General features: G+C 65.8%; 32 protein-coding genes and 1 pseudogene. 22 read left to right on the top strand and 11 right to left on the bottom strand.

Features of this window, described 5'->3' with window-relative positions:
* Nucleotides 1-108: 108 nt before the first annotated feature.
* The 4 genes from DEI88_RS00910 to DEI88_RS00895 form a co-directional block, all read right to left on the bottom strand.
* Complete coding sequence (locus DEI88_RS00910; protein ID WP_111072712.1) at nucleotides 109-987, bottom strand: RCC1 domain-containing protein; 879 nt, start codon at nucleotides 985-987, stop codon at nucleotides 109-111.
* Between the two features lie 86 nt (nucleotides 988-1,073).
* Complete coding sequence (locus DEI88_RS00905; RefSeq protein WP_111072702.1) at nucleotides 1,074-1,304, bottom strand: hypothetical protein; 231 nt, start codon at nucleotides 1,302-1,304, stop codon at nucleotides 1,074-1,076.
* A 708-nt stretch (nucleotides 1,305-2,012) separates the two neighbouring features.
* A complete protein-coding gene (locus tag DEI88_RS00900; protein ID WP_111072703.1) occupies nucleotides 2,013-2,480 on the bottom strand; it encodes a hypothetical protein in 468 nt (155 codons plus the stop codon).
* 212 nt (nucleotides 2,481-2,692) lie between these two features.
* Nucleotides 2,693-3,406: an ASCH domain-containing protein gene (locus tag DEI88_RS00895; RefSeq protein WP_111072704.1), complete on the bottom strand. Its 714-nt coding sequence runs from the start codon at nucleotides 3,404-3,406 to the stop codon at nucleotides 2,693-2,695.
* Between the two features lie 109 nt (nucleotides 3,407-3,515).
* Between DEI88_RS00895 and DEI88_RS00890 the strand changes: the two genes are divergently transcribed.
* The 6 genes from DEI88_RS00890 (at nucleotide 3,516) to DEI88_RS00865 (ending at nucleotide 7,520) form a co-directional block, all read left to right on the top strand.
* The gene (locus DEI88_RS00890) at nucleotides 3,516-4,067 is read left to right on the top strand and encodes a phosphoribosyltransferase family protein (RefSeq protein WP_258375169.1); all 552 of its coding nucleotides are present in this window, start codon (nucleotides 3,516-3,518) and stop codon (nucleotides 4,065-4,067) included.
* Nucleotides 4,068-4,158: 91 nt separating this feature from the next.
* Nucleotides 4,159-4,443, top strand: coding sequence for an ABC transporter permease (locus tag DEI88_RS00885; protein WP_146246116.1), 285 nt, complete (start codon nucleotides 4,159-4,161; stop codon nucleotides 4,441-4,443).
* Nucleotides 4,444-4,546: 103 nt separating this feature from the next.
* The gene (locus DEI88_RS00880) at nucleotides 4,547-4,741 is read left to right on the top strand and encodes a hypothetical protein (RefSeq protein WP_146246117.1); all 195 of its coding nucleotides are present in this window, start codon (nucleotides 4,547-4,549) and stop codon (nucleotides 4,739-4,741) included.
* 815 nt (nucleotides 4,742-5,556) lie between these two features.
* Nucleotides 5,557-6,015 (top strand): hypothetical protein, encoded by a 459-nt coding sequence (locus DEI88_RS00875; protein ID WP_111072705.1) that lies wholly within the window; start codon nucleotides 5,557-5,559, stop codon nucleotides 6,013-6,015.
* 391 nt (nucleotides 6,016-6,406) lie between these two features.
* Nucleotides 6,407-6,991, top strand: coding sequence for a recombinase family protein (locus DEI88_RS00870; protein ID WP_111072706.1), 585 nt, complete (start codon nucleotides 6,407-6,409; stop codon nucleotides 6,989-6,991).
* A 211-nt stretch (nucleotides 6,992-7,202) separates the two neighbouring features.
* Nucleotides 7,203-7,520 (top strand): immunity protein CdiI family protein, encoded by a 318-nt coding sequence (locus tag DEI88_RS00865; RefSeq protein ID WP_181441289.1) that lies wholly within the window; start codon nucleotides 7,203-7,205, stop codon nucleotides 7,518-7,520.
* Nucleotides 7,521-7,793: 273 nt separating this feature from the next.
* Here DEI88_RS00865 and DEI88_RS00860 read toward each other — a convergent pair whose 3' ends face one another.
* Together DEI88_RS00860 and DEI88_RS00855 are read right to left on the bottom strand one after the other, a co-directional pair.
* The gene (locus DEI88_RS00860) at nucleotides 7,794-8,372 is read right to left on the bottom strand and encodes a hypothetical protein (RefSeq protein WP_146246119.1); all 579 of its coding nucleotides are present in this window, start codon (nucleotides 8,370-8,372) and stop codon (nucleotides 7,794-7,796) included.
* Nucleotides 8,373-8,434: 62 nt separating this feature from the next.
* Entirely contained in the window at nucleotides 8,435-8,716 is a 282-nt protein-coding gene (locus tag DEI88_RS00855; protein WP_111072714.1) for a hydrolase, read from the bottom strand.
* A gap of 274 nt (nucleotides 8,717-8,990) precedes the next feature.
* Here DEI88_RS00855 and DEI88_RS00850 point away from each other — a divergent pair, with 274 nt between their 5' ends.
* The 4 genes from DEI88_RS00850 to DEI88_RS16430 all read left to right on the top strand — a co-directional run bounded on the left by DEI88_RS00850 (nucleotide 8,991) and on the right by DEI88_RS16430 (nucleotide 10,966).
* Nucleotides 8,991-9,671, top strand: coding sequence for a ribonuclease FAU-1 family protein (locus DEI88_RS00850; RefSeq protein ID WP_111072709.1), 681 nt, complete (start codon nucleotides 8,991-8,993; stop codon nucleotides 9,669-9,671).
* A 105-nt stretch (nucleotides 9,672-9,776) separates the two neighbouring features.
* Nucleotides 9,777-10,025, top strand: coding sequence for a hypothetical protein (locus tag DEI88_RS00845; protein WP_284183580.1), 249 nt, complete (start codon nucleotides 9,777-9,779; stop codon nucleotides 10,023-10,025).
* Nucleotides 10,026-10,290: 265 nt separating this feature from the next.
* Nucleotides 10,291-10,677 carry a hypothetical protein gene (locus DEI88_RS00840; protein ID WP_146246134.1) on the top strand — a complete coding sequence of 129 codons (387 nt, stop codon included), beginning with the start codon at nucleotides 10,291-10,293 and terminating at the stop codon, nucleotides 10,675-10,677.
* A gap of 82 nt (nucleotides 10,678-10,759) precedes the next feature.
* Complete coding sequence (locus tag DEI88_RS16430) at nucleotides 10,760-10,966, top strand: GNAT family N-acetyltransferase (protein ID WP_111072038.1); 207 nt, start codon at nucleotides 10,760-10,762, stop codon at nucleotides 10,964-10,966.
* Between the two features lie 473 nt (nucleotides 10,967-11,439).
* Here the strand turns inward: DEI88_RS16430 and DEI88_RS00835 are convergent, their stop codons facing one another.
* Entirely contained in the window at nucleotides 11,440-11,775 is a 336-nt protein-coding gene (locus tag DEI88_RS00835) for a hypothetical protein (RefSeq protein ID WP_111072037.1), read from the bottom strand.
* A 275-nt stretch (nucleotides 11,776-12,050) separates the two neighbouring features.
* A complete protein-coding gene (locus tag DEI88_RS00830; RefSeq protein WP_111072036.1) occupies nucleotides 12,051-12,467 on the bottom strand; it encodes a hypothetical protein in 417 nt (138 codons plus the stop codon).
* Between DEI88_RS00830 and DEI88_RS16425 the strand changes: the two genes are divergently transcribed.
* The 10 genes and pseudogenes from DEI88_RS16425 (at nucleotide 12,412) to DEI88_RS00790 (ending at nucleotide 19,125) form a co-directional block, all read left to right on the top strand.
* Nucleotides 12,412-12,759, top strand: a complete 348-nt coding sequence (locus DEI88_RS16425; protein ID WP_111072035.1) for a PfkB family carbohydrate kinase — start codon at nucleotides 12,412-12,414, stop codon at nucleotides 12,757-12,759. The genes DEI88_RS00830 and DEI88_RS16425 overlap by 56 nt on opposite strands.
* A gap of 123 nt (nucleotides 12,760-12,882) precedes the next feature.
* A pseudogene (locus DEI88_RS16420) lies at nucleotides 12,883-13,509 on the top strand (hypothetical protein); the annotation flags it as partial.
* A gap of 15 nt (nucleotides 13,510-13,524) precedes the next feature.
* Nucleotides 13,525-14,052, top strand: a complete 528-nt coding sequence (locus DEI88_RS00825; protein WP_111072033.1) for a sigma-70 family RNA polymerase sigma factor — start codon at nucleotides 13,525-13,527, stop codon at nucleotides 14,050-14,052.
* The gene (locus tag DEI88_RS00820; protein WP_111072032.1) at nucleotides 14,049-14,717 is read left to right on the top strand and encodes a hypothetical protein; all 669 of its coding nucleotides are present in this window, start codon (nucleotides 14,049-14,051) and stop codon (nucleotides 14,715-14,717) included. The genes DEI88_RS00825 and DEI88_RS00820 overlap by 4 nt, the downstream gene beginning before the upstream one ends.
* Complete coding sequence (locus DEI88_RS00815; protein ID WP_111072031.1) at nucleotides 14,714-15,727, top strand: ImmA/IrrE family metallo-endopeptidase; 1,014 nt, start codon at nucleotides 14,714-14,716, stop codon at nucleotides 15,725-15,727. Before DEI88_RS00820 ends, DEI88_RS00815 begins: the two co-directional genes overlap by 4 nt.
* Nucleotides 15,728-15,923: 196 nt before the next feature.
* Nucleotides 15,924-16,079, top strand: coding sequence for a hypothetical protein (locus DEI88_RS00810; protein WP_173208362.1), 156 nt, complete (start codon nucleotides 15,924-15,926; stop codon nucleotides 16,077-16,079).
* 82 nt (nucleotides 16,080-16,161) lie between these two features.
* Nucleotides 16,162-16,434, top strand: coding sequence for a hypothetical protein (locus DEI88_RS00805; RefSeq protein WP_111072030.1), 273 nt, complete (start codon nucleotides 16,162-16,164; stop codon nucleotides 16,432-16,434).
* A gap of 411 nt (nucleotides 16,435-16,845) precedes the next feature.
* Entirely contained in the window at nucleotides 16,846-17,670 is an 825-nt protein-coding gene (locus DEI88_RS00800) for a DUF1883 domain-containing protein (RefSeq protein WP_111072029.1), read from the top strand.
* A 410-nt stretch (nucleotides 17,671-18,080) separates the two neighbouring features.
* The gene (locus DEI88_RS00795) at nucleotides 18,081-18,395 is read left to right on the top strand and encodes a hypothetical protein (protein ID WP_111072028.1); all 315 of its coding nucleotides are present in this window, start codon (nucleotides 18,081-18,083) and stop codon (nucleotides 18,393-18,395) included.
* Between the two features lie 76 nt (nucleotides 18,396-18,471).
* Nucleotides 18,472-19,125 carry a hypothetical protein gene (locus DEI88_RS00790; RefSeq protein WP_146246065.1) on the top strand — a complete coding sequence of 218 codons (654 nt, stop codon included), beginning with the start codon at nucleotides 18,472-18,474 and terminating at the stop codon, nucleotides 19,123-19,125.
* Between the two features lie 228 nt (nucleotides 19,126-19,353).
* On the opposite strand, the gene DEI88_RS00785 is transcribed toward DEI88_RS00790, so the two are convergent.
* Nucleotides 19,354-20,616: an MFS transporter gene (locus DEI88_RS00785; RefSeq protein ID WP_111072026.1), complete on the bottom strand. Its 1,263-nt coding sequence runs from the start codon at nucleotides 20,614-20,616 to the stop codon at nucleotides 19,354-19,356.
* Nucleotides 20,617-21,239: 623 nt separating this feature from the next.
* Between DEI88_RS00785 and DEI88_RS00780 the strand changes: the two genes are divergently transcribed.
* Nucleotides 21,240-21,965 carry a TSUP family transporter gene (locus DEI88_RS00780; protein WP_181441224.1) on the top strand — a complete coding sequence of 242 codons (726 nt, stop codon included), beginning with the start codon at nucleotides 21,240-21,242 and terminating at the stop codon, nucleotides 21,963-21,965.
* A 95-nt stretch (nucleotides 21,966-22,060) separates the two neighbouring features.
* Here the strand turns inward: DEI88_RS00780 and DEI88_RS00775 are convergent, their stop codons facing one another.
* Nucleotides 22,061-23,260, bottom strand: coding sequence for an MFS transporter (locus tag DEI88_RS00775; RefSeq protein WP_258375048.1), 1,200 nt, complete (start codon nucleotides 23,258-23,260; stop codon nucleotides 22,061-22,063).
* Between the two features lie 95 nt (nucleotides 23,261-23,355).
* Nucleotides 23,356-24,243, bottom strand: a complete 888-nt coding sequence (locus tag DEI88_RS00770) for a helix-turn-helix transcriptional regulator (protein ID WP_111072023.1) — start codon at nucleotides 24,241-24,243, stop codon at nucleotides 23,356-23,358.
* A gap of 138 nt (nucleotides 24,244-24,381) precedes the next feature.
* On the opposite strand from DEI88_RS00770, the gene DEI88_RS00765 reads away from it, so the two are divergent.
* Nucleotides 24,382-25,398: a zinc-dependent alcohol dehydrogenase family protein gene (locus DEI88_RS00765; protein ID WP_111072022.1), complete on the top strand. Its 1,017-nt coding sequence runs from the start codon at nucleotides 24,382-24,384 to the stop codon at nucleotides 25,396-25,398.
* Nucleotides 25,399-25,412 lie beyond the last annotated feature (14 nt).

The following is a 25,412-nucleotide window of genomic DNA, read 5'->3' as shown; positions in this document are numbered from 1 at the left end:
TCGAGCGAGCCGTTGGAAGGTTTCCACGGCCAGCGGTCGCACGGTGTGGTTCGGTCACCGACTCGTCCGAGGTTCGGTCCTGGTAGCCGCTGCCCGGTAACGGATCGGCTAACGAGACGGCTCACTCGCATCTGTCAGAAGCCAGTTGGCGACGTCGCATTGGTCGGTGTCGTTGCTTCCCGTCGCGAGAACGCGTCCGTCGGCGCACAGCGCGAGCGTGTGCAGCGAGCCGGCTGCGACCTGGACAACATCGCGCCAAGCACCGACATCGCACTGGCCATGCGAGTTGTCGCCGGCAGCAAGCACGCGCCCGTCGACCGTTACGCCGACGGTGTGTTGGCTGCCCGCCGAGATCGAGACCACGTCTCTCCATCGAGCAAGGTCGTCGACACCGGCTGTACGGTCACCCACGCCGAGGACCGTTCCGTGCTCAGTCAAGGCGACCGTGTGCAGATACCCCGCGGAAACGGCCTGAACTTCCGACCACCCGGTGACGTCGCACTGGCCTCGGCGGTTGTTGCCGACGGCGAGGACTGTGCCGTCTCTCCTGAGTCCGATCGAGTGCCAGTCACCCGCTGCGACCCCGAGAAGGTCTGTCCAAGATTCGACGTTGCACGCTCCTTCGTTCGGTCGGCCCGCGGCTCGGGCGGTGCCGTCCGTGAGTACCGCGAGGGTTCGCCGCCAGCCTGCGGCGATCGCGGTGACCTCCATCCAAGAGCCGACCTCGCACTGCCCGTCCCCGTTCCACCCAGCCGCAAGGAGCGCACCATCCGCGGTGAGCGCCACCGTGTGAGAACGTCCCGTGTTCGGTGCCGTGTGGACATTCCCGACCGCGACGGCGACGACGTGCTCCCACGCCTGCACCTGGCACTCCTCGGCGCGCGCATCGCCGGCGGCCACCAACGTCCCGTCCGCGCGGACTCCGACCGAATGACGCCGACCGGCAGCGAGGACCGCGGGCATGGTGTCGTTGATCTCTGCAGGCATAGACCTCATCATGGCCGCGGCCCCAGAACGTCCGACAGCCGATCGACAAGCGGGCACCGCGAGCGGCCAGGCCCCAGCGTGATTGCTTACTCGTCCGGCCCGAGGATCCACGCGAAGCGCTCTCGCACGACGCGCTCGACAAGCTCCGAGTCGGTGGCCCACTGGATCTTGAGTGCGTCCGTAGCCTCATCGATGAAGCTGCCGCCTTCCGCGCGGGGCTCGTCGAAGGTGTCGTCGTCCAACACCGACTCGCCATCGCAACTCAGCAGCTCCTCCCCGTCGGGCGTATAGAGGATCCAGCCGGAGATTGCACGCATGTCGGTTCGGAACGGATCGGCCAGAACGTACTGACCCGCGTGGGAACCGGAACCTATCAGCCCAACAGCACCCCACGCCGCCCATTCATCTAACGGTGGCACGTCCGAGCTCCTGGGAATTAGTGGTAGTTGCGGTGCCCCCTCCCGGAGCCCCCGGAACCGCTTCAGCCCGCAAAACATTTCTGGAGCCTAGCCACGACGCCACTCGTCTCAGCAGACAATCGGCTACCGAGACTGCGCGAGCGTCGGCGCCGATGGTAGACAGACGCATGCACATCCGCCCCTCGACTCTCACACTGCTCATCGTGCTCGCGGCTTGCGGGGTTGGACTCTTTGCACTGCCCCCGGGAGTGCCGACGAAGATCCTCGGCGCAGTGATCATTGTTGTGGCGTTCGCGGTGTTGATCGTCTCGAGCCGAGCAGGTCGATCAGGGCGCTAACGGCACGCTCGGTCGATCTCCCCACCGTCCGCTGATCGATCGGCTTTCAGGCACTCGAACTTGGGCAGTGCGACGCGACCCCTGTTCGGCGAATCGATCGCCCCGTCAGCCTCTGCGTTATGGATCAGGTGTCCGGAACCTTGGTGTGGTGGAACCAGGATGAGGGCTGGGGTGCCCTTCGTTTCGACCGGGTTCCGTTGGAGGTATTTTGTGCAGTGGATCGCGGAGCAGGAATGCAATTCAGATAGAACAGTCGCGCGCAAGGGGGCTAGTAAAGTCCGCGCACGAGGGCTGTCAGCCAGCCAACCTCGATCGGGTCACTCTCGGTCTTGAGGTACTCACGCAGCAGGGTCATCTCCTCAGCGCGTTCCAGGACCCGTGTCTTCGCTGGGTCCTTCTTGACCACTCGAATCGAGCCGCTCCAGATCCTCCAGGTGGGATTGGTCAGGAAACCGTTCCTGCGCAGGTCGAGTTCGTCTTCGCAAAGCCGCAGTTCGTCGTAGATGTCCTTCTCGGTCGGCATCTTCTTGAGCCGACCGTCTAGGTCGCCGACCTCGATCCGGTCCTGAATCGCCCAGTAGCGCTCGACGTACCACTGCTCGGCATCCCGGAGACGCTGCTTCCTCGCTTGAAGGAGCGGGAGGATGGCGAGCAGGATTCCAACTCCGCCGATCGCGGTTGCAGCGTTCGCGAGATTCGGTAGCCACTCCACGACGAAGGTGGTCCAGATGTTCATGCACTCAGCTTACGAACGCTCTATTTAAGGACAGGTGCCGCCAGATGCTCAGGAAGCAGGCTCCTCGCCGTTGGTGGTGCGAGCGAACGTGCGCGAATCGCGGGTTCGTCAAGCGGTGGGATGGGGCAACAGCCGGGGAACGTCTCGTTTCCGGGCATCAGAGCGGTCGGCCGGAGTGGAAGTATGTTCGAAGGAGGTTGTCAGAGGATGGTTTACCGGGCGGTGGTAAGCCTGAAGTGGACGACGTCGACGCTCGAGTCGGCGGCCAGGGACGGATAGTGGCTCCGCAAGCCTTCTTGGAGGTCTGCAGCAGTGGCAGCGTTCTCAGCTCGAGCGTCAGCGTCGGTGAGCTCATCGAACCTCTTGGTCTCGATGAGATCGACCTCAGCGGGTAACCGCTTGTAGGTCTCGTCAAACTCGAAGAGCAGCCAAGCTCGTCCCGTCCCGCACGGGTCATTGAACCGCGTGGTTGCCGTCTTGCGGCCGTCAGCGACCGTCTCGTAATACCTCGCGTTGAAGCGGATGAAGCGCTCGGGGCGGGCGTCAGGAAAGTTGTAGGCGTAGGGCAGTAACGCTCGTACTGTCGCAGTGTCGGGACCATCCGACGTCGAGACGATCACGAAGCAGTCGGGGTGCTGATCGAGGAGCACCTGCCGACAGCGACCGCACGGCGCTATCACTCCGCGGTTCTGGTCACCGACCGCAACGATGGCAGTAAGCGGACCCGCGGCGGCCGCGGCAGCCTGCCCGAGGACCACGAGTTCCGCGCAAGGTCCTCCGGTGAAGTGGTGCACGTTGACTCCGGTGAAGATGCGGCCGGTTGTGTCCATCGCCGCGGCGGCAACTGTGTGGTTGGGATCGGAGCCGAGGAGTTCCGCTTGCCGTAGAGCGGCTTGGAGTACGCGCTGCTCGGGTGGGTACAACATATGGTCACTCTCGCAGACCGATAGTCAGCACGCACCCGCTGCCGCTCGGCAGGCCGTCCCTCATCGGTCCGTCACGATCGCAACGCTGGCGCCCTGAGAGAATGGCGTCGTGACCGCGGACGCCGACTTGAAACGACGGCTACAGACCTCATTCCGGTGGCGCGGTGACCGGACGGACTACAACTCCTACGCCGACCTGACCGCCTGGTGGCGTGATCCGCACGTACTGAGTTCTCTTGGTCCAGGCCTTGCTTCTCTCTTCGATGACGCTCGGCCCTCGCTGATCATGGGGATCCAGTCGCGCGGGGCCATCCTCGGAGCGCTCGTCGCAGTGCACCTCGGCGTCGGCCTCGCTGAGGTCCGGAAGGACCCGAGCCGTGCCGCGGACAGTGATCCCTGGTGGGAGGTCTCGACCGGCCCGGACTACCGAGACCGCTCCTTGCGACTCGGAGTTCGACGCTCGTTGTTGCAGTCCGGAGACCGCGTGCTCTTCGTCGACGATTGGATAGCGACGGGAGCGCAGGCGGAAGCCGCGCACGCCCTCGTGGAGATGGCCGGAGCGACTTGGATCGGTGCCGCCGTCGTGGTCGACGGGCTCGAGCGGACCCCGCTTCGTCGAGCGCTGCGACTGCGCTCGCTCGTGTCGCTGCGAGAGCTGTAGGAGGCAGTAGCAGCTCAGCGCCGTTCGATTGACGATCGGCTACCGAGACTGATTCCTCTAGCCGCCAATGGACACCGGGTAGCTTGCAACCATGACCTCATGGTGGGATCGAACGGATCCGTCGGACCGCCCGGAACTGACGAACCGGGCGCCAGCCGGACTCATCGAGTCATGGTGGAACGTCATCGGGGGTGCCGCACTGATGATCGGTCTCCCCATCATCTCGCTCAGTAAAGGCTTCGATCCGGCGCGCATCGCCTTCGCACTCTTCTGCCTGGCCATCACGGTGGCGATTGAGCTCGTGTTCCTGAAAAAGCTTGTCCAGCGAATCGCGGGCCGGCGAGCTCTTCGCGCGGAACGAGACGACGACTTTTGAGACTCCGCCCCGCATATGTCGCAGCGTCCGGAGACCGATCGGCTATCGGGACGGGAAAAAAGGGGGGCGCATGCCCCTTGTCGCCCACCGATAGCCTGACCCTGTGAACAACCCGCAACAGCAGGGAGCCACCGACCTTGTGGGCCTGCTCATCGGTGCCCCGCTCGCCATCATCGGTGTCTTTGTGCTTGTCAGCGCCGGGAGCACACCGGCAGCCATCCTCGGCGGCGCTCTGTTGGTTTCGGGAGTGATGCTGGTGTCCACCGCGCTGCTCATTCGAGGGTCACACCGACGATAGAGGCGGCCCACTCGCCGGTCCGCAACTGGGACGACGAGGGTAGCTGCGTTCGTGGAGACCGTGAGCCCGGAAAGGTCGCTCCCGCGACGCTCGTCCGCACAGCGCCTGTTCGATACCCTCGCCGCATGGCCAAGAAGCGCCCAGCGCCAGACGGGAGCCCCCGCTTTTGGTACTCCTTGGCGGTACTCGGATTTGCGCTTGCCTTCGGGTCAGCGTTGCTCGTCGGGTGCGCGGGTTTGCCTACTCTGGCTGGGTCGGCGCTTGGATCAGGAGGGCTCATGCTGGCGGTTGTTGGTGGAGGTATCGGCGCTACGAAGTCTCGTCGGCGTTGACTCCGCCGCGGCCTTAGGTCGAGTGGCCCATCTTCGGAGTCATACACGGTGTCCCTGCCTGGCGGTCTCTGCGTAGATGCAGCGTCCGGTAGCCGATCCTTGGCCGGGCGGTGTCGGAGTTTGCGTCACCAAGCCGACCGCACCGCGCTTGACTGCTACGGGTTCCGATTCAGGGGTGCGTCGCAGCGGGCCGGGTCAAGGCTCAACTTTCAGATCCGGCTGAGGGTGCCTCGGCTGGTAGCTCACGTAACTCCTGGGCCCCTCCGTCTTCCAGCGCTTGATAAGCCAGAAGAACGTCTCGATGCCCGCATAGCGCTCCGGGTCTACCCCTCGGAGGCCGAACGCCTGGTCAAGCGGCTGCGTGCGGTCCGTGCCGGCGCTGATGCTGCCCGCCCCTCGCGATCGCTGATCCCGCCGGCACGATGCGCGTGCTTATCGTTACCATGCCTCATGCCCAAGCCAGGTCCGGTATCTCCGAGCCCGATGCGCACGTACATTGCGGCAAGCGCGCTCGTGAGCGCTGCCGCGTCCGCGGTGTTCGTCGTTCACGAACTCCCGATCCAACTGCGACCTCAGGCCAACGACATGTTCGCCCCGAGTGGTCGGCTTTTCGTCGCGGGGGTGATCGACGCGGGCGTCGCCCTGGTCATCGCTGGAGGCATTGTCGGGGAGGCAGGGCTCGCTCTCGTCGCACGCAACTTGTCCGGATCACAGCGTCCACGGCAGCGCGCTGCACTGGCTGCGCTCGGCGGGACTGCGGGTGGAGCCGTGATCGCCGCGCTCCTCGCCATCGGCACCTTTGGCGCGCCGCATGCACGGCAGACGTATCTCCCCCTCGAGGTGCTCTGTATCGCGGGCGGTGGTGTCCTCGGTTGGGCTTACGAAGCCGTTTTCCAGCTCAGAGAACGCCGCGCGAGCGCGGGCACCTGCGACGACGACTAGCCGGTTGCAATCGGCCGAAGGTCATGAGGCCACCACGCGCGATGTGCGCGGTGCCGATCGCGTGGATCTGACAGTCAAAATGGTCCCCGCTCCACGACCATCCGGCGCTCGCCCAGTCCCAAGCGGCCTGGTCCGCGCCGGGCCAGGTCGAGCCGCCTCGCGGTGGTTGTCGCTGCCTCGTCATCCCAACGGCGGATGATCGGACCACTCCGAGTTCGCCCGGCAGTGGAGACAGCGAGCTCCCGGTAGGCGTGCACGGTAGCCGTCGTGCCCAGCGCAAAGACGTTGCCGAATTCTGCTGTCGTCAAGGCGCCAACTCGACTACCGAATTCCGATTGCGGATCGTGTTGCGAGACGACGCGGCCTCGGGCGGCCAGCGGATCCTCGCGCCATGAACGCTCTACTGATCGGGTACGCCCGCGTCTCAACCTACGAACAGGACCTCACCGCTCAGCGCGTTGCGCTTGAACGCCTCGGAGTCCTCCCGCTCAACATCCACACCGATCATGGCCTGACCGGCACGAACCGATCGCGACCCGGCCTTCGGGAAGCGCTCGCTTCCTGCCGTGACGGCGACACGCTCGTCATCGCGAAACTCGACCGGCTAGCGAGAAGCCTTCGAGACGCGAAAGACATCGTCGACGAGCTCACCGCCAAGAACGTCAAGCTCAACATCGGCGGTTCCGTTCATGACCCCAACGACCCCGTCGGCCGCCTGCTGTTCAACGTCCTCGCGATGGTTGCCGAGTTCGAGTCCGACCTCATCCGAGCCCGCACCCGTGAGGGGATGCAGATCGCGAAAGCGAAAGGCCACCTCCGCGGCCGGCAACCTAAGCTCAGCACCGCGCAACAACGTCACCTCCTGGAGGTGCACGAGGCCGGCACGCACTCGGTCGCGGAACTCGCCGAGCTGTTCGGGATCGGACGAGCGACCGTCTACCGCTGCATTGACCGACAAGCCCACCCCAACCGCTGACCATCAGCTCCGCTCTCGAGACCAGGCGTCCGAGAGCGGAGCGTCATCTGCGACCAGAGCAATCAAGGGCCTCATCCAGCCTGATCCGAGCGCGGGCGATCGCTGGTCGACCGGCTAGTGGACGCCCTGACCTCCGCGGTGAAATCCGTAGCGCGGTTCTCGTGACTAGGCTGTGCCGCAACTTGGCGATGGCGATGACGGAGCGGGGATCGTGCAGTACCGGCTGATGAACGACTACGGCGTGGATTGGCCACTCTGGTGGAACGAGGGTGGAGCGCCCGATGGTGAGCCCCCGCTACCGCCGCGGCTCACGGCGGACATCCGCAAGTGGGCGGCGACGTTCAATGCGCTGTACTCCTACGAGACCGGCTGGCCGGACGCGAGGACCGGCCGAGAGCAGCGAGTTGAGGGTGAGCGCCTGGCTACGGCGATCGCTCGAGAATTGAGCCCGGATGACTTCGTCGAGCTGCAGTATTGGGAGACGAACGATGCGGGCGGGAGCTACTGGGAGACCCAGCAATTGCGGTGAACGAGCCGGAAACCGTCCGGAGTGGGTTCTGCTGGTCTCGAGGACCGATGGTCATCGAACGCCGCTGTTGATGACCTCCGACATCGCCCGCAGCGAAGTGAGGCTTACGGACCCGGCCCGGCTCGAACGGGCAGCCACCCTCGCCATGCTGCGGGCAGGACGCATCCTTACCGGGTAGATGCGCCTTGGGCGGGTTCCCATGGATGCTACCGCCCCTCGGCGACCGGTCATCGTTTCGATGGACGATGGGTGAGCGAGACAACTGCGCAGCCGTCAGTACTCGAGCACTGGCCACTCTTGCAGCCGGGAGAACCGGGGGCGCGGCGGTGCCGGCTCGTCGTCGTCCATGACCCGGATTTCCGTGAGCACTGTGATCTCGCTCGTGCCGTAGGAGCGGTGCGCGACGCCGTCTCGCTCGTCGATGACCACCGTCACGCGGTCCGCTGGGTCGCGCTCATGCTCGAACGTCACGAGCAGCCAGTGCCCGTGTATCCGTTGGACCAGGATCGGCGCGAAGCTCGCGGGCGAGCCCCACAAGAGGAGAAGCTCCGGGGTGAGCAGCCGAACGCGAGGAGCCACCGCGCCGCTTCGCGCGAAACTGACCTCCACCGACCCATCAACTGAGAAAAGAACGCCGTCCCTGTATTGGTCGCGGTGACGGTCACCCTGCCGGTCGAACGTCCAGCTGTGGTCGCGCTCGTCGATGACGACCTGGAACTGCAGAGGCTGCGCCAAGCCGGCGCGCGGCGCGGTCACGCCGCGAGCGAGTCGTCGGGCAGGGCGCCGGAGCGCGGCGACCGCCGCCTGAAGGGTCGGGACATCAGCTGCAGCCAAGACGCTGTCGAAACGCACGCTCACAATCTTGCTCGCATGGTTAGCCACGCAGCGAGAACAGCATCTCGATAGACGATGGCTCACCGGACGATGCGGACAGCTCCGATGACTGTTCGGTAGCGCGTCCGGAGTGAAAAGTCTGACCACTGCCAGAGGGTGGGCCTCCCAACCTCGGCGCTGAGGTGTAGGAGCCCGGTCGGCACCATCAAAGCCACGTGCGCACCCCACGCGTGGTCCGTCTCGTTGAACAAGACGAGGTCGAGGTTCTTGACCCCTGCGACCGGCGGGTGCTCGAAGGCGCTGTCGCCCCACAGCTCGTCCGAGCGATGTGGTGGCACGCGCAGACCGAACAGGTCCAGCACCGCGTAAGCGAAGCGCTGACAGTTCGCACCCTCCGTGAGCGGCGCAGCGTGCGCTGCCTGCGGATGGGCGCCCGCGACCCAGGGGCAGGCGAACGCCCAGTCGGGCCAACCCTCCGGCGGGGCGAGCTGACCGAGCTCCGTTGGCGCAAGCGTCATAGCCACGATTGGAGCATTCGGAGCGACGAAGCGAAAGGGGTGCGCTACTTCCCGGACGACACGCTCCGCTCCGACGCGGACGGTGCCGCTTCCCGTTACGTCGTGGCAGCATCCGTGCATGAGCAACGCTGGGCCCACCTCCACCGACGCCAGGACAGAGCCGTTCCGTCCTGGTACGCCCGTTGTTCTCCGGAGCTTGCACACGTTCGGGACGCGCGGCGAGGCGGTCGCCTTCGCTGTCGCTGGTCGTGTTCTCGTCGACGACGACGATCTCGCCGTCGTCGCGAGTCCTCTCGGGTCTGCTGTGCGCCGTCGTGCCGGGGTCGGAAGCGGCCCGAACGGTCGTCTGGTCCTCCCCGAGGATTGGGACGGCACATACGTGGAAGACCGGTGGTCCAAAGCGCCTGTCGTGCGGGTGCATCAGAAGGGGACGCCGTGGTCGGTGAGGCGATGGCACGACGGATCCGACTGGATCCCCGACTGGTACGTGAATCTCGAGTTGCCCTGGCGCCGCACTTGTATCGGGTTCGATAGCCAGGACTGGACACTCGACGTGATCGCGTCGACTGGTGTGGACGGCGGTTGGTCTGTCCGCTACAAGGACGAAGACGAACTCGCGTTCGACGTCGAGCGGGGCCTTGTGTCGAACGAGAAGCGGGCGGTGATCGAACGCAGCGGGCAAAGCGCGACGGCCGCCGCGCTCGCGCGCGCGTTCCCGTTCAGCGCGGACTGGTCGCATTGGGTACCCGAACCGACGTGGGCGGCCCCGGAGGTTCCGGACGGGTGGAGCAGGATTTAGTGAGCGATCGTCTAACGAGACGAGCCGGCTCCGGTCAGTCGCAGCGGTGCTGGTGCATCCGCTGAGCGACCGGCTAAGGGACAGCGAAGTCCTACACTCCCCCTCGTGAGCAAACGCAGTCCGGAGCTACCCTTCTTCCGACGCCCGAAGCCCTATGCAGGCGAGGAAGTCTGGATCGTCCAGCACGACGATTCACCGCACAACACAGTCGTGGGCGTGTTCGCTACAGCCGACGAGGCAGACGCCTTCATGGACACGGTCAAGGATGACTACGAGAACGGCGTCATCTGCTCGAGTTTCCCGATTCCATATCGGTCCACCGATGGCGCCGTCCCGTACCAGGCTAAGGACTGATGTCGACGTTCAGCAGCCGATTGACTACCAGGCAGCGTCTCGACGCGAATTTGCGCTGGAGAGTGCGCCTTGTCTGGTCGCGATCGCAGGGACCTGCGTCACCACCGCCCACACAACCAAGACAAGGATGGCGAGGAACGCGGCACCCCTGCGGAAGGCGGAGTCGACCGTGATCGAGTCCAGGCCCGCTGTCCGAGCTTCAGCTGGGTGGCGGAGGCGGGACGTCTCCGTCGGCTAGTGTCTATCTACGTGAAAGGGGCCGCTCGTGGTCGATCCAAGGACGAATCTGATTCCCGGCCCGACTGCAAGATGGCTGCTGTTCGCGCGGGTGTGGATGTTCGGAATCTTCTTCGTCGACATGCTCACCATGCTCGCGTTCGCGATCTTCGACTTCTCGGCCCTGCGCAATCCTGCCTGGTACGTGATCATGTTCCCGCTGATCGTCGCCTTCGCCATCTCAAATGTCTACTACGCGGTGGTGAAGAAGCGAGAGCTCGCGCAGGGCTACACCACCCTGCCGATGGACTTCCCGAATACTGAAGTGCGCGATCCCGCGACAGGGAACGTGCTGAACGCTGCGGGCCAATCGCTTCCCGACGACTTCAGTCTCAAGCGCGCCCGGGCCGAGTACGCACGCTCCCAGGGTGTCTGAGACCTCAACGGCGGGACAACGCCGCTCGGCCCCGTTGGCGACTGATCGGATCCGCTCCACGCCTGTCATTAAGTAGGAGGCCCTGGCAGCAGCTGAAGCGGCGACACTTCTCGCCCTGGGCATCGGTGCTGCCGTCCTCTCATGGGTTCTGGACGAGGCCGCGAAAGCCCAGCGCGGAACGTTGCTGCAGGTACACAAGCTGAACGCACCAGCGCGCCGCTTGTACGAACGGCTCGGGTTCGTTCGGTTCGACGATTCAGAGACGCATCACCTGCTTCGACACGAGTGAATCCAACGTCCCGGCGAGGGATCACTCACTGACACGGGGCTGTCAGCGCAGCGCGTCGATGAAGGTGGTGGCAGCGGTGAGCGCCTAGCCATGACGTAGAAGAGCGCACGCGCCGATACTGCACGATGCCGGCCATAATCATCGGTCGATTCGTACGACAGCGCCGATCAGCGCTCCTTACGATGCGGTCCTCACTCCTCAGCTGGCGCCAGCACTTCGCGCAACCGGCGAATCGCGAAGTCGCGACGCTCATCGACCGTGAGGTTCGGTTCGGCGAGGTCGCCGTGGTCGTAATTCGGCCTTTCGGATACTGGATTCATTGAACCGGGAGACGGAGGACGTCGACCTTGACGCCGGTTTCCGCACGGTCTCACCGACGCGGACCACCCGCACGGATGCGTTGCCGCCGGCCAGTGGAACGTCGCTGTCAGCCATCAGTGGATCATCACACACTCCGTCCAGTAGCCGATCCTCTACAGGACGGGGCCCACGAGCGCGTCGTAGACGAGGCGGATGTCCTTCGCACCCTGACCCCAGTTGAAAAACGTGATTGGCACCACGGGAGCGGCCCGCACGCTCACGCGGGTGCCTCCATCGTCCTTGGAATGAAACTCGGCCGTAACCAGGTCCCCCCACGTCCTCCAGTTGGCAGACGACATCAGCACGATGCTTCGTGTGGTCTCGTAGCGAATGCGCAGACTGCGCATACCTTCGGCGGCCTCAACCAACCGCGCCTTCGCTGCCTCTGGCGGAAGCGACACGTAGAACTGGGCGCACGAACGAGACCACCGGGTTTGGATGTCGAGCATGCGGTTATTCAACCGCTCTTCGAGCAGCCGATCCATGTCAGTCGCAGCAGCACTCGAACTCACAATGTACCCGGCGGGCAACTCATCCCGCTGTCCATCGGTAACAGCAGTCCCGTTAGCCGATTGACGAGTGAGACGTTCCTTGTGCGCTCTCCCGACCTCGCGGACACCACCGCGTCGTCGCTGTCCGCGCATGCCCGAGCTTGTTAGGCGCTGACCACGCCGCCCGCTTTCACCGTCACTTTGGCCGGAACGTCACCTTCGACGGGCCTGCCTCAGTCGCTGAGGTCCATCCACACCGTGGTGTCACACGGGAGCCCACCATCCGCCAGCGGGGCGCTGCTGGCGAGCACGGTCGCATCGACGGGAAGCGCGATGACGGAGTAGCTGAAGTTGGTCACGATCGCGACACTTCCGTTGCGAAGGCGCAGGACCTCGCCGTCGCTGTGCTCGTCGATCTTGAGGCGACCGATCGCGAGCGCGTAGTCACGGCGCAGCCGGAGCGCGTCGCGGTAGAGCCCGAGCGTGGAGTCTGCACGGCCTAACTGCGCATCCCGAGCGAACTCCGCCCAGTTGTCCGGTTGCGGCAGCCACGCGGCTCCGGTCGGGGAGAAGCCGTACGCGGGTGCGTGAGCAATCCAGGGGACGGGGACACGGCAGCCGTCGCGTCCGTACCGGCCCCCGGAACGCACCCCCGATCGACCCGGAGCTCGGCCTAGCGTCGAGCAGCTGTCCGCCCCACCGGTCGGCGTCATCGACACCATCGGCGCGGGCGACGCCTTCATGACAGGACTCCTCGCAGCTGCTGTGCGCACGCACGCGCTCGAGAAGCTTCGTACCGGGCAGCTCGACACACGGCAGGCGCAGTGGCTCGCTCACGGTGCCCTCGAGGCAGCTCGCATCACCGCCAGCAGAGCAGGCGCAAACCCACCCTGGGAGCGCGAACTCAACGCCGCCGAGGGACAGGCTCGCTCGTCAGCTTAGCCAAGATTTCCCGTTCCAGCGTCAGCAACAACCGACTGCACTCCTTCTGGCCAGGACTCCTCAGGCTCGAGCAGAGCTCCGAGAACCTCGTTTCGTCAAACCACATCCTCTGCGACACCGTGGACACCGTTCCTCGGCGGCGACAACGGACTGAACGACCTCCACGGCGTCGTCATCGTTGACGGGGACGCGAACTCGATCATGGGCTACCACCTGTCGCATGTCGTCCCCTCCGACGCGGTTCAACCAGGCAGCGACGTACCCGTGATGGTGCGGGTCACCGGTGGCCACGCAAACTACATCGCCACGAACCACACCGCCGTCTGGACCACCACGCTCGACGCTCGGGACAACGCGTACGCGGCGGAAGTCGAGGCGCTGACCACGACGGCGACAAGCCGGCCAGCGACCGCGGTATTGGTAGACGCGGGATCGACTGACAACGTGATCCTCGGCTCCGGCACGGACGACGAGGTTGTTGCCGACCGGAAGGTCAACACGGTGCGCCCCCCCGCATCACGGAACGAAGCAGCTGACGTCCAAGCAGCAGGAGGGCAGTCGGGGTCTCCGCCACGCTGGCAGGCGGCGCCGTGGACCCCGACTGCCGTCACCGTCAGCAGCCTCCGGCGGCACCTCAGGGCCCCTCATCTTCCGCGCGACACGCCCGGCGGTTACGAGGACTTACTTCCCCGACACGAACGACGACTCCATGATGTGAAGGTAGCTCGCAGCCGGCATGGCAGTCGTTGACACGTTGGGGGACCGATGGACCTATCCACACCGGAAGGCATCGCGGCGTTCTACAGCGCCCACAAAGACATGCTCCACCGCATCGCAGCCGCGCAGCTGGCGAAGGTCGGCGCTGAACGCGACGCAGAAGATGTCGTGCTCACCGTCGTCGAGGAACTGCTCCACAAGCGTCCCACCGGTGTAGAGGATCCGGAGGCGTTCGTCATCACGATGACGAAGCGCCGCGCCATCGACGCGATCCGGAGCCTGCATCCGAAGCAGTATGCCGGCGCGCCGGAAGCGCTCGAGGATCTCCCGCACCCCGTTGACGCGTACGTAGAGGTCGAGGACGCGTTCGATGAGGGCGTGGCGGTTGCCGAGGTGTGGGACGCGTGGGACGTGCTGACCGACAGGGAACGGGACGTCATCGCCCGCGTATCGATCCGGAACGAGCCGCAGAAGGACGTCGCGCAAGCGCTCGGGGTCACCCCAGCCCGCATTTCCCAGATCCTCACGAAAGCACTACAGAAGCTGCGGCAACGAATGGAAGGAGCGAAACGATGACCACCGACAACGACGACCTCGTCACCCGACTGATGGCGACCGGTCGGCTGAACCGCGACGACGGATCAGCGCCCGTTCCGCTGCCCGAACTTCCCGCCGACCTACGACCCTTCGCCGCGATCGTGGACGAACTTCAGAACCTCGCCCGGTACGCAGGCGCTCCAGCGCTTGAGGACGACCGGGCGGCGAAGCTCCTTGGTCTCGTACCGTCACCGGAGAAACGCCTCGACGGTCGCCTCCTCAGCGCCCAGCGGCAACGTCGGCAGCGCACCGTCAGCGACGTCGCGACCGAGCTCAACCGACGTGGGTGGACTTTCACTCCGGCGGACGTGATGCGGTGGGAGACCACGAACGCCGCTGAGGTGCCTCCCGTTGTCATCACCGCTCTCGCCGCACTGCTGAACACCTCAGCGGAACAGCTCATTAGTGCGTCCGCGACTGCGGAGCAGGATGACCCCGTCCAGCAGCTCCGCCGTTCCCCCCAATTCGCCTCGCTCGTCACACGGTGGGCGCGACTGCGTCATATGACCGTTCCGGAGGCCCGGGGCGCCCTAGAACGTCGTGCCCTCAGCACTGTGCACCGCGGAGCTCGGACAGACGTCGAGGACACGCTCTCCTCAATTGAGGCGCTCATTAGCGCGCTCGAAAGTAGAGAAGGACGATGAACTTAACCCGGGCTGTCGCGAAAGCACTGCAGCCCGTGCCCGATGAGCAACGACTGCGATTCGCAGCCAACCCCGCCGCAACCATGCAGGACGAGTTCGGCCTCATCGTCGAGCAGGTTGAACATCTCGGCACTCAACGTGCGGCCGATGGTACCTGTGACGGTTTGTCGTTTCTGGAAGATGGGGTGGTGCTCTACGCCGCGTCCTCGAACAGCGACCGCGACCAATTCACGCTCGCCCACGAGTTCGCGCACATCCTCGTCACGAACGCTGGCCTCTACGACTGGATCGCGAACCAATACCGTCCGGAACATCTGCTCGAGATGCTCTGCGACCGCATCGCGCAGGCGCTGCTGCTTCCCGCGGCGACACTGCCGCCGCTACAGCGGCCCCTGCAAGCCGCCGACGTCATCGACCTGTACCGCACCACGCGCGCAAGTCGACCGGTCTGCATCATCGCCCTCACCGAGCAACTCCGAGGGCTCGGTGCCATCGCGATGATCGACCCCGAATGCGGCGCCGTCGCGCACGCCTCAGTGCACCCCGATCCAGAGCACGGATGGCCAACGGTCTACCCCTGGCGGAACCAGATCCTCGACCCTGGAAACCCCCTCCTCGAACTCCACGAAGGCACACCCCTCCGACGGCGCATCGGCTGGCGTGCTCCTTGGGGAGCGCAAGCGGACTTCTGGGTCGACGCTGTCCGCGACGGACGGTACGTCATCGCCGTCTTCGCAGACGCCAACATCTGGAGCGGCGGCAGTGGCATCGCCCAGCCGATCGGCGAACGCGACTACGACCAACGGCCGACCATCGCCATCTCCTGCTGTCAGGGGCCGGTATCCGTGCGCGGGTGGCCGTGCGCGACGTGTCGGGAACCGCACTGCCCGGTCTGCGGCAAGTGCCGCTGCGACCGGAACGCCGCCCGCGCCCGCGCATGCACCGAATGCGGAGTCTTGAAGAACTCATACCTCATCAACGACACGGGCGTCTGCATCGACTGCCAGTAGCCCGCCGCCGCATGGCGCGGGCGTCGTTCTCTGCAGTTCCACTCCTTCGATGTCCTCCTGCCCTTTGCCGCACCGCCATGCCGACATGTCGCAGAAGTATCCGCGCAAGGGGCTTAAGTCGGCGACTCTCCTTCCGACTACTGAGTGAGCGTGGCGGAACCGCCGACTCTCGCTCAGAGCGGAGGTGAATACAACAGTGGCAAAGAACACCGGCAACGGGCACCGCAACGGTGCCGTCAAGGGACGCAGCGAGTTCCAGCACAACGGTCAGTGGTTCAAGCGTGACACCAGCACGGGCCGCATCCTCAACGGGAGCGCGAACCAGCACAAGGGTGTCCGGAACGAAAAGTAATCAGCGGCGGGTGGGCTGCGACCTTCTCGCAGCCCACCCGCCTACCACCAACGCATCGCATCGCATCAACAGGAGAACAACCATGGCCGTTCACTGGGTGAACTACGACCTGAACACCACCGGGCAGAAGTACGAGGCCCTCATCACATACTTGAAGTCGCACCGGAGCTGGGCGCGCCCGGCGAGGAGCAGCTACTTCGTCGACACCGACCTCACCGCGAAGCAGCTCCGCGACGGCATCAGCGAGATCGTCGACAGCAACGACGCTGTCGCCGTCGTCACCGTCACCGGGCAGTCCTGGGCGACGCACGGAGTGTCGAAGAACGTCAACGACTGGATCCGGAATCACCTCTGAGCGTCAACCCACCTCGCTAGTTGCGCGACAACGAGAGCAGTGACCGTGAGCCCAGTTGGAGCACACCCGGCGGCACCGACGCTGACCGGATATGGCTGGCGGCCCGCACCAGGCTTGTCTTGTCCCGCCTGCCCCTGAGCGGCCGCGTGCTGGCGATCAAATCGATCCCACGCGCTGCGCCGGCCTCTCCCACGTGGACCGCCCAGCGCTGAGCGTCGCATCACGTCCGTCCACTTCCTATGCCGGTTCCCCGCCAGCTGCGCCGGCGAGGAGGAGCCGGTCGCTCGACCTGAATGGACAAAACTCACGGGCAGGGAAAGAGACCCGCAAGCCGATCGTTCATTGGGCCACTCCCGTCCGGCCGCCAACGATCCTCGCTGACGCGTCGGAGGTCGCTCGTAGGCTCAAGGCGTGGAACATCTCAAGAAGGATCTCGGGCAGTTGAAGAAGGGGGCGACGGTCGTCGTTACCCTGCGCCAGCAGGGGAACGTCCTGCTGATGGACTCGTCGAACTACCGTACCTATGCGGCGAGCCGAGGTGGACGGTTCCGATACGCCGGAGGACTCATCAAAAGGAGCCCTGCAAGACTCACGGTGCCGTCCAACGGGCACTGGTATCTCGCCATCGACCTTGGCGGTGCGAAAGGTCGCATCAACGCGACGGTCGCGGTAGAGCCGCCTCCTCGCGGGAATCTGCCCGAGTACCGATCGGCACCGGAACGAGGCGTCTTGGGGCAGGTCTCCGTCCGTCGTCCGCTTCCGCCTGAATCGGATGCGGACTTCGACGGGCGCACCTGGGACGTCTTCCTTTCGCATGCCAGCGAAGATAAGGCCGACGTCGCGCTCCCTCTCGCGCAGGCTCTTCAAGACCGGGGGGTCTCGGTGTGGCTTGACAAGGCTGAGTTGCGCATCGGCGACAGCCTTCGACGTCGTATCGACCGCGGGCTACGCAGCAGTCGCTTCGCGGCGGTCGTGTTCAGCGACGCTTACTTCTCAAAGGGCTGGCCGCAGTACGAGCTCGACGGCATCGTCACCCTCACCGTTGGCGGGCAGCAGAACCTGTTGCCGGTCTGGCACAACGTCGACCATGCAGCTATCTCGGCGCATAGCCCGTCCCTCGCTGACAAATTTGCTCGATCAACCAGTGACACTCCCATTGACGAGATTGCGGCGGAGATTGCCGACCTCGTGATCGAGGCTCGAGAAGCACAGCAGCCGGGAGAGATGGCTCGATGAGGAGCGTGGTCCGGTAGCCGATCGGTGAGTGCGACACTCTGTTTCAGAAGTCAGGGTCTTGCTGGTCCGGGTCCTGCCCCGGAAGCAGTCGAGCGGCGACAAGGGCCAAGAACCCTCCCCCAAAGACGTACAGCAAGAGGACTGCCCACCAGGGATTCCGGCGAGCAGGTTGCTTCGGAGCGCTCATGGGAACAAAGTAACGCCATGGGCCTTGGGTCCAGTAGCCGATCCGCATTCGAGACGACCTGCTGTCAAGCCCAGCGGGGCTTGCGCGCCCGCTGAGCGACCGGCTATCAGACGCCCGTTTGCCGTGTGACCGCCACCATGATCGGGTCCGGACCGGTCGTCGATGGAGTCGTGCACGTGCTTGGGTCAGACAAGCTGGGATCATGTGGAGAATCGCAAGCGGGATGCCGATCGTTCGCGTCAGCTTCAACCGGTACGCGCGACTGGACGGGAACGGCATGCACGGTTACGCGTATCGGTGGCCGTTCGACTATTCGGCAGAGATCGGTGACATCGTGGCGACGGACACCGGTGAGGAGGTTACGGTCATCGGCTTCGGGACCGACTACAAGGGGTCGTTGCAGACCCTCTCCGCGACGACCGGGTCGAACCGGAAGGTGATCGGATGGGATCAGTGGCCGCTGCTGCCGGTCGAGCCGCCGCGAGAAGGGCGCTCTGTGGCGCGTCGGGTCTTGGACCGGCTGCGCCAGTCTCCTTAGACGATCGGTTTATGGGACGCGCGTAACCGCCGGTCGTTCCTGCCCTTCGTGCGAGACTCGGGGCGGAGGTCGGAGCATGGGGCAACAGCGAGGCGGGGCGATCGTACCGGGAAGACCGGTCCACACCGGCGAGGTGTTCGCGGTGCTTGCGGTCACTGGAGTGGTCGCGCTGCTGGCGGGGATCTGGGGTGCGGTTTCCGGACCGGGCCCGAATGACGTTCCGGGCTGGGCGGGAATCGGCATCGCCTACGGCGTCGTTGCGAGCGTGGCGGGTTGCATCGGCGCGCCGCTCGTCGTCGGCATCGCTCGTCGGGACCGAGCGGCTCTCGCGCTCGTGCGAGCGCACAGGCCGCTATCTCTCGCGATTCCCGGTGCGGTCAGCAATCACGCTCTCCTGCGAAGCATTCGAGCCCTGAATCCGTCGGCTGCGACTCCTCGTTCCGTCGTCTGGGCGGTCGACGAGCAGGGCATGGAGATGTGGCAGCCGGAGACGTCGGTTCCAGTGCTCGCCGTCCCGTGGGCGCATGTGGTTTCGACCACCGCGGAATCCATGCCGCAGGGGCGCGCCGTCATCGCGGTGGCCGTACTCCGGCTGACCGGAGGACGCGAGCTTCGTCTGGCGTTCCGGACGCGGTTCGGCGGGATCTCGCTGATGGGCCGGGACCGGGTGGATGACGTTCTCCAGGACTTCGCCGAGATCGCGCAGCCGACGGACCGCGTCGCTCGCTGACGACTGCACAGCCAGCGGCGTCGGCGCGGTGCGACCTCCTTGGCGGAGGACCGCTTCGGCTGTGATGGCGTCGGGAACGTTGTTCATTCCGGTCACGGCGCTGCTTGTTCGAGGTATGCATCTCTGGCAACGGCGCTCGTCCCGCGCCGCCGTGCCGACACTGATCGGGCGCCCGAAGAGGGATCCTTCACCGGGCGGCGGTTGCCCGCCGTCCGGTGAAGGACGGACCTAAGCGTCGAGGTCGGTTGTTGAGGCGATCTGCACTCGGCCGGGCAAGCGCTTCAGCGCAGCTCGCCATGCCCACGCTGCAGCGATGAACACAGCCGTGGTGATCGTCCACAGCGCCCAGGGGAAACGTGAGTCGAGTAGGCCGAGCGTGAGCGGGAACAGTGCCATGCCGATCGAGCTCGCGGTCTGGAAGACTCCGATCGCCCGTCCGCGAATGCGGGGGTGGGGTGCTTCTGCCATGACGGCGTTCGCAGCCGGCAGGTACACCATGTCGGCCACCGCGAGCAGGACCGCGACCACGACGACGTACGCCCACGCTGCGACGCCGTGCAGCGGTGGGAGAAAGATCAGGGGCACCGCGGTGAGCGCGGTGAGGACCGCCCCGACGGCGATCAACCGGCCCCGCTGCAGGCCGGCCACTCGTTTCGTCACCGTCGTTTGCAGGAATGCGCACAAACCGGTGGCGATGGCGAACTGTACTGGTGCAACCGCGGGTGGCATGTTCCATCGCTGCACGAACAGGACGCTCAGCGCGACGTTCGGGAGGACCATGGTTGGTCCGATGAGGAACTGACCGAGTGTGATGAGACGCATCGACCGGTCGGCAGCGAACTGACGGAAGGACCCGGTCGGGCCCCCGGGTTCGCTCGTGTCCGTCGGGGCGGTGGTCCGCTGCCCGGTGCGTTGCGATGCGAACACGACCGCTGCGGCGACGCTCGTCACGACGTTGGCGAGGACCAGCCAGCGCAGCCCGTCCTGGCCGTGGGCCAGGGTGATCGCGGCGATGATCGCGCCGGCGCCGAGGGCCCCAGCCTTCGTGGCCTCGAGGAACGCGAACCACCGTTCGAACGGGCGGCCGTCGGCGAGGTCGTGAACGTACGCCGTCCAAGACGTCCAGTACAGCCGCTCGGACGCGTTGACGAGGAAGATCGCGGCGAAGATCATCACCGGGTCGTGAGCGATCAGGTAGAGCGCGAACCCCGCCGCGGACATCAGGTTGTTGAGGATCATCGACGCCTTCGCACCGAACCGGTCAGTGAGGGCACCGCCGACGAGTCCGATGGGCAGAGCGATGAGCGATCCCACGGTGGAGAGCACACCGATCACGGCGAGTGGCACGTCGGTCATGAGGGTGAAGTAGACGATCGTCAGCGGGAGGGTGAGTCCGGCGCCGATGGTGTCGGTGAGTACCGCGAACGTGACGAAGCGGTGCTCGCGAAGGGTCGACAGAGAAGCCCGTATGCGGGCTGGGGCGAACAGCATTTGGAGTGGTCCCAAGAGTCATCGCGGAGCCGTCATCCGGCCGCGCGGGCATGCAGAAGACGTGAGCGGGGAACTCACGTGGAGGAGGGGCCGTCGCTGGTGCGTCGGCTCAGTGCTGCGTTGCCATTACTCCGGGAGGTATCGGCCGTGGCCCGCTTAGTGCAGGGGCCGGCTTGACGGGGAACAGTGCCTGTGGGGCTCGGAACGGCATGAAGCCATCTCTCTTCCCACGTTGGACCTGTAGCTGGAACGCTAGCGGCTTGACCGCGGGAACGCCACTGTTCAATAGCGGATCGTCTACCGGGCGGGTCAGTTCTTCAGAGGCCCTTGCGAAGGTTGGTCTCCCAGTAGTGAATTGACACGAGGTCTTCCGGAGCGAGTTCTCGCTCCACCGCCTGCAGGAGGCGGTGGGCTTGTCGCTCGTGGATGCGTGCCGCGGCCTCCGTCGGCCAACCTGCTTCCCAGGAGTAGCCGTCGTTGAAGTCCGCCGCCCAAGCCAGTACCTCGGCGTTGCGCTCCTGTCCCACAAACCGCCGCCAGTCCGCCAGCGCAGGACCGGGGTGCCGACAGGACCGATGCGGGTAGGACGCTCGCCGATCTGGCATTCTCATCCGAGGTCATCGATGGAGGGGCTAGTGATTCTGGGGCTGACGGTCGCTGTTGTCGTCGTGGTCGCGGCCGCCTGTCAGATTCTTTCCGGGGTAGGTTTCGCACTCATCTGCAGCCCGCTCCTGATGCTCTCCCTCGGCCACCACAACGGCGTGGCCGTGGCGCTTACCATGTCGATCCTCCTGAACGTCGCCGTACTTGCACGCTCCTTCCGCGACGTGCGAATCGGTGACGCCGCCCGCCTCTTTGTGCCCGCAGCGGTCCTCGTGTTCCCGGCAGCATGGTTGAGCGGAGTTCTCGCCGCCCCGGCCGTCTTGCTCGTATCTGGGGTGGCGATTCTGGTCGCCACCGGTCTCCTCGCGGCCGGGCGACGCATGCGCTGGCTCAAGGGACCCAGCGGCGCTATCACCGCCGGCGTCGCCAGCGGCGTACTCAACGTCCTCGCAGCCGCCAGCGGCCCACCTGTCGCACTCTTCGCAGCGCAACGGCGTTGGACGCCGACCGTGACCACGGCGACCCTGCGAGCGTTCGCGCTGCCCCTGAACCTCCTCACCCTCACCGTCGTCGGGCTCCCCACCTCACCGACCAGCCAACTCGGCTGGGCGGTAGCAGGCCTTCTCGTGGGAACCTTCGCCGCGCTCCCGTTCACGCATCGCGTATCCCCGGGCGTCCTCCGCATCGTCACCCTCGCTGTAGCCGCGGGCGGCGGCGCCTTCCTCGTCATCAAAGGGCTCGCATGAGTAAGGAGGTCTCACAACGGATTCCCGCGATCCCTGTTGTGGCGGTGTTGACCGCCTCCGGTAGGGGATGGCTCACCGGACGCGTCGCTCGCTCGTTAGAGCTTGGCGGGGAAAGTGGAGCGGCGTCCGACCACGGTCAGGAGTACAGCGATGGCGCCGAAGACGATCATCACCACGGCGAGCACGAGGCCGTCGAAGACGGTGAGGAGTGCCGCACCGAAGATCCCGGCGGCGAAGATGGCGATGTTGAACGCGACTGGCAGGAATGCGCTGGCGACGTCGGCGTTCTCGCCGCCTGCTGTGGTGAGGGCTGCTTGCAGCTGCGTGGACGCTCCGCCGAAGCTGACGCCCCACAGCACCGCGGCGATCAGGATCGCGACGGTGGAGGTGTGGGCGACGAGGAGGATCACGCCGGTGACCACGAACAGTCCTGCGCTGGCGTGCAGCAGGGGCCTCGGGTACCGGTCGAGGAGTGCGCCGGTGATGACTACCCCGGCGATCGCGGCGATGCCGTAGACCAGCAGCATCAGTCCCGCGCTGACGCCGGTGTCGGTAGCGCGCAGGTACGGGGAGATGTACGTGTAGATGGTGTTGTGGGCGAGCATCCACGTCGCGATGACGGCGAGGATGATCGCGATCCCGCGGATGCGGAACACCTTCGCGACGGAGAGCTTCGCGGCGCTGGTCTGGCCGGGGGCGTCGGGGACGAACACGGCGATGAGGGCGAGGATCACGACGCCGATGAGACTGAGGCCCGTGAACGACCATCGCCAGCTCAACGCGTTGCCGATGAAGGCCCCGAGGGGCGTTCCGAGCGCGAAGCCGACGGGGGCTCCGGTGGAGACGATCGCGAGGGAGATGCCGGCGAAGCGGGCGGGGCTGATGCGGCGGGCGTAAGTGGCGAACATGCCCCAGATGGTTCCGGACATCGCACCGGCGATGAACCGGGTGATGAGGGCTACTGCGACGTTCGGCGCGAAGGCGGTGAGGGTGTTCGCGATGATCAGGATCGTGATCGCGGTCATGATCAGCGGCTTCCGGCGAAGCCCTCGGGTGAGGGCGATCGCCGGGACGGTGGCAATGACGGTGCCGATGGCGTAGGCACTGACGAACAAGCCGACGGTGCCTTCGCTGGTGTGCATGCTGTCCGCGATGACGGGCAGCAGCCCGGCTGGCATGGTCTCCATCGCGACGAGGACGAACCCGATCGCAGCGAGGAGGGCGAGCGGGAACCAGGGCAGGCGGTCACGCCCGGTGTCGGGGATCGTCGGCTGGCTGGAGGTTGTCGTGGTCACGGCGAGGCTTTCGTTGCAGGAGCGGCGTGGGACGGCCGAAGGCATGGTGAAGGGCCCCGCACGCCGGGAGCGGACGGGGTGAGTGGAGGGTGCTGTCAGCTGTGGGTGACGGCTCGCGCCTTCTCGGCGATCTGTTCGGTGGCGGCCCAGGACGCGAGCAGTTTCAGCGCGTCAGCGGTGGGGCTGCCGGGCACAGCGGGGTAGACGGTGAGGGTGTGGCCGGGAACGTCTTCGAGCTCCATGCCCTGGAAGGGCAGCTCGAGCAGGCCAACGACGGAGTGGTTGAAGCTCTTCGCGCCGGAGTAGTGGCGTCGGACGTCGTGCGCGGCCCACCTGGTGCGGAACTCGTCGCTGCGGACGGAGAGTTCCCCGACGAGCGCGGCGATGCCTGGGTCGTGGGGGTTCCGGCCGGCGTCGCGGCGGAGGATCGCGACGTTCACGTTTGCTGCGCGATCCCAGTCGGGGTAGAAGTCGTACGCGCGGGGGTCGAGGAAGATGAACCGGGAGTGGTTCGCGGGCCGGGCCGTCCCCCGGTACATGTCGGAATAGAGCGCGTAACCAAGCGTGTTCGCGGCGACGATGTCCATTCGGTTGTTGCCGATGAAAGCCGGCGCTTCCGTGATGGTGTCGAGCATGAACTGCACTGCGGGGGGCAGACCGGCCGGGGCTGGCGCCTTGGCCCGCGCACGGGCGGTCGTGGCGTTGGCGTCGCGGGCGAGGTCGAAGAGGTGGTCATGCTCGGCACGGTCAAGGCTGAGCGCGGAAGCGATGGCGTCAAGGACGCTGTCGGAAGCGCCGGTGAGGTTCCCGCGCTCGATGCGGGTGTAGTAGTCGACGCTGACTCCGGCGAGGCGGGCGACTTCTTCGCGGCGGAGGCCGGCGACGCGGCGACGGCCGCCGAACTGCTCGACGCCTGCCTGCTCGGGCGTGATGCGTGCACGGCGTGACGACAAGAACTCACGCACCTCAGCTCGGTTGTCCATGACAGCCACGGTAGGCGGTTCCGTCGACTCGAAGACAGGTTCTGCTGGACCCCGTTTACGCAGAGCCTCACTACCGTGTGAAGACAGCCGTTTGATGGTGATGACCACGAATCACCCGAACGATTGGATCCGCATCTGATGCGCGCCACGATCATGCATGCCGCCCGCGACGTCCGCGTCGACGAGCGTGAGAAGCCGACCATCCAGCAGCCCACCGACGCGATCATCAAGCTCGTCGCGGCCTGCGTCTGCGGGTCCGACCTTTGGCCGTACCGCGGTGACGACGCGATCGATGAGCCCGTCCCGATGGGTCACGAGTACGTCGGCATCGTCGAGGAAGTCGGCGCCGACGTGCAGAACGTCGCACCCGGTCAGTTCGTTGTCGGCTCGTTCTTCGCCTCCGACAACACGTGTGAGATCTGCCAGTCCGGCTACCAGTCCGGCTGCGTCCACCGTGAAGGTGTCGGCGGAGCGCAGGCCGAGTACATGCGAGTTCCGCTCGCCGACGGCACCCTCGTGGCAACGCCGGGCATGCCCGACGCGGACAAGATCCCGTCCCTCCTTGCCGCATCTGACGTTCTCGGTACCGGCTGGTTCGGCGCGAAGGCTGCTGAGGTCGGTCCGGGTAAGACCGTCGCCGTCGTCGGTGACGGCGCTGTGGGCCTCCTCGCGATCCTCGCGGCGAAGCAGATGGGCGCCGAGCGCATCATCGCGATGTCCCGCCACGAGTCCCGGCAGAAGGTTGCCCGCGAGTTCGGCGCTACCGACATCGTCGAGGAGCGCGGCGAAGCCGGCATCGCGAAGATCAAGGAGCTCACCGACGGCCTCGGCGCGCACTCGGTCATCGAGGCGGTCGGCACGCAGGAATCGATGATGCAGGCCATCCACTCCACCCGCGCCGGCGGCCACGTCGGCTACGTCGGCGTCTCCCACGACGTCGACCTGCCGGGCCTGGAACTGTTCTTCTCCCACGTGCACCTGCACGGCGGCCCTGCCCCGGTCCGCGGCTACCTGCCCGAGCTGATCGACCTGATCCTCAGCGGTGCGATCGAGCCGGGCAAGGTCTTCGACATGGAGCTGCCCCTCGAGGACGCCGCCGAGGGCTACAAGGCGATGGACGAACGCCGCGCCATCAAGGTCCTCCTCCGCCCATAACCCACAGATAGGGC

Source organism: Curtobacterium sp. MCBD17_003 (genome assembly GCF_003234885.2).
Taxonomy (GTDB): domain Bacteria; phylum Actinomycetota; class Actinomycetes; order Actinomycetales; family Microbacteriaceae; genus Curtobacterium.
Note: the sequence above shows the minus strand (reverse complement) of the source record. Positions and strands in the feature narration are given on the sequence as shown.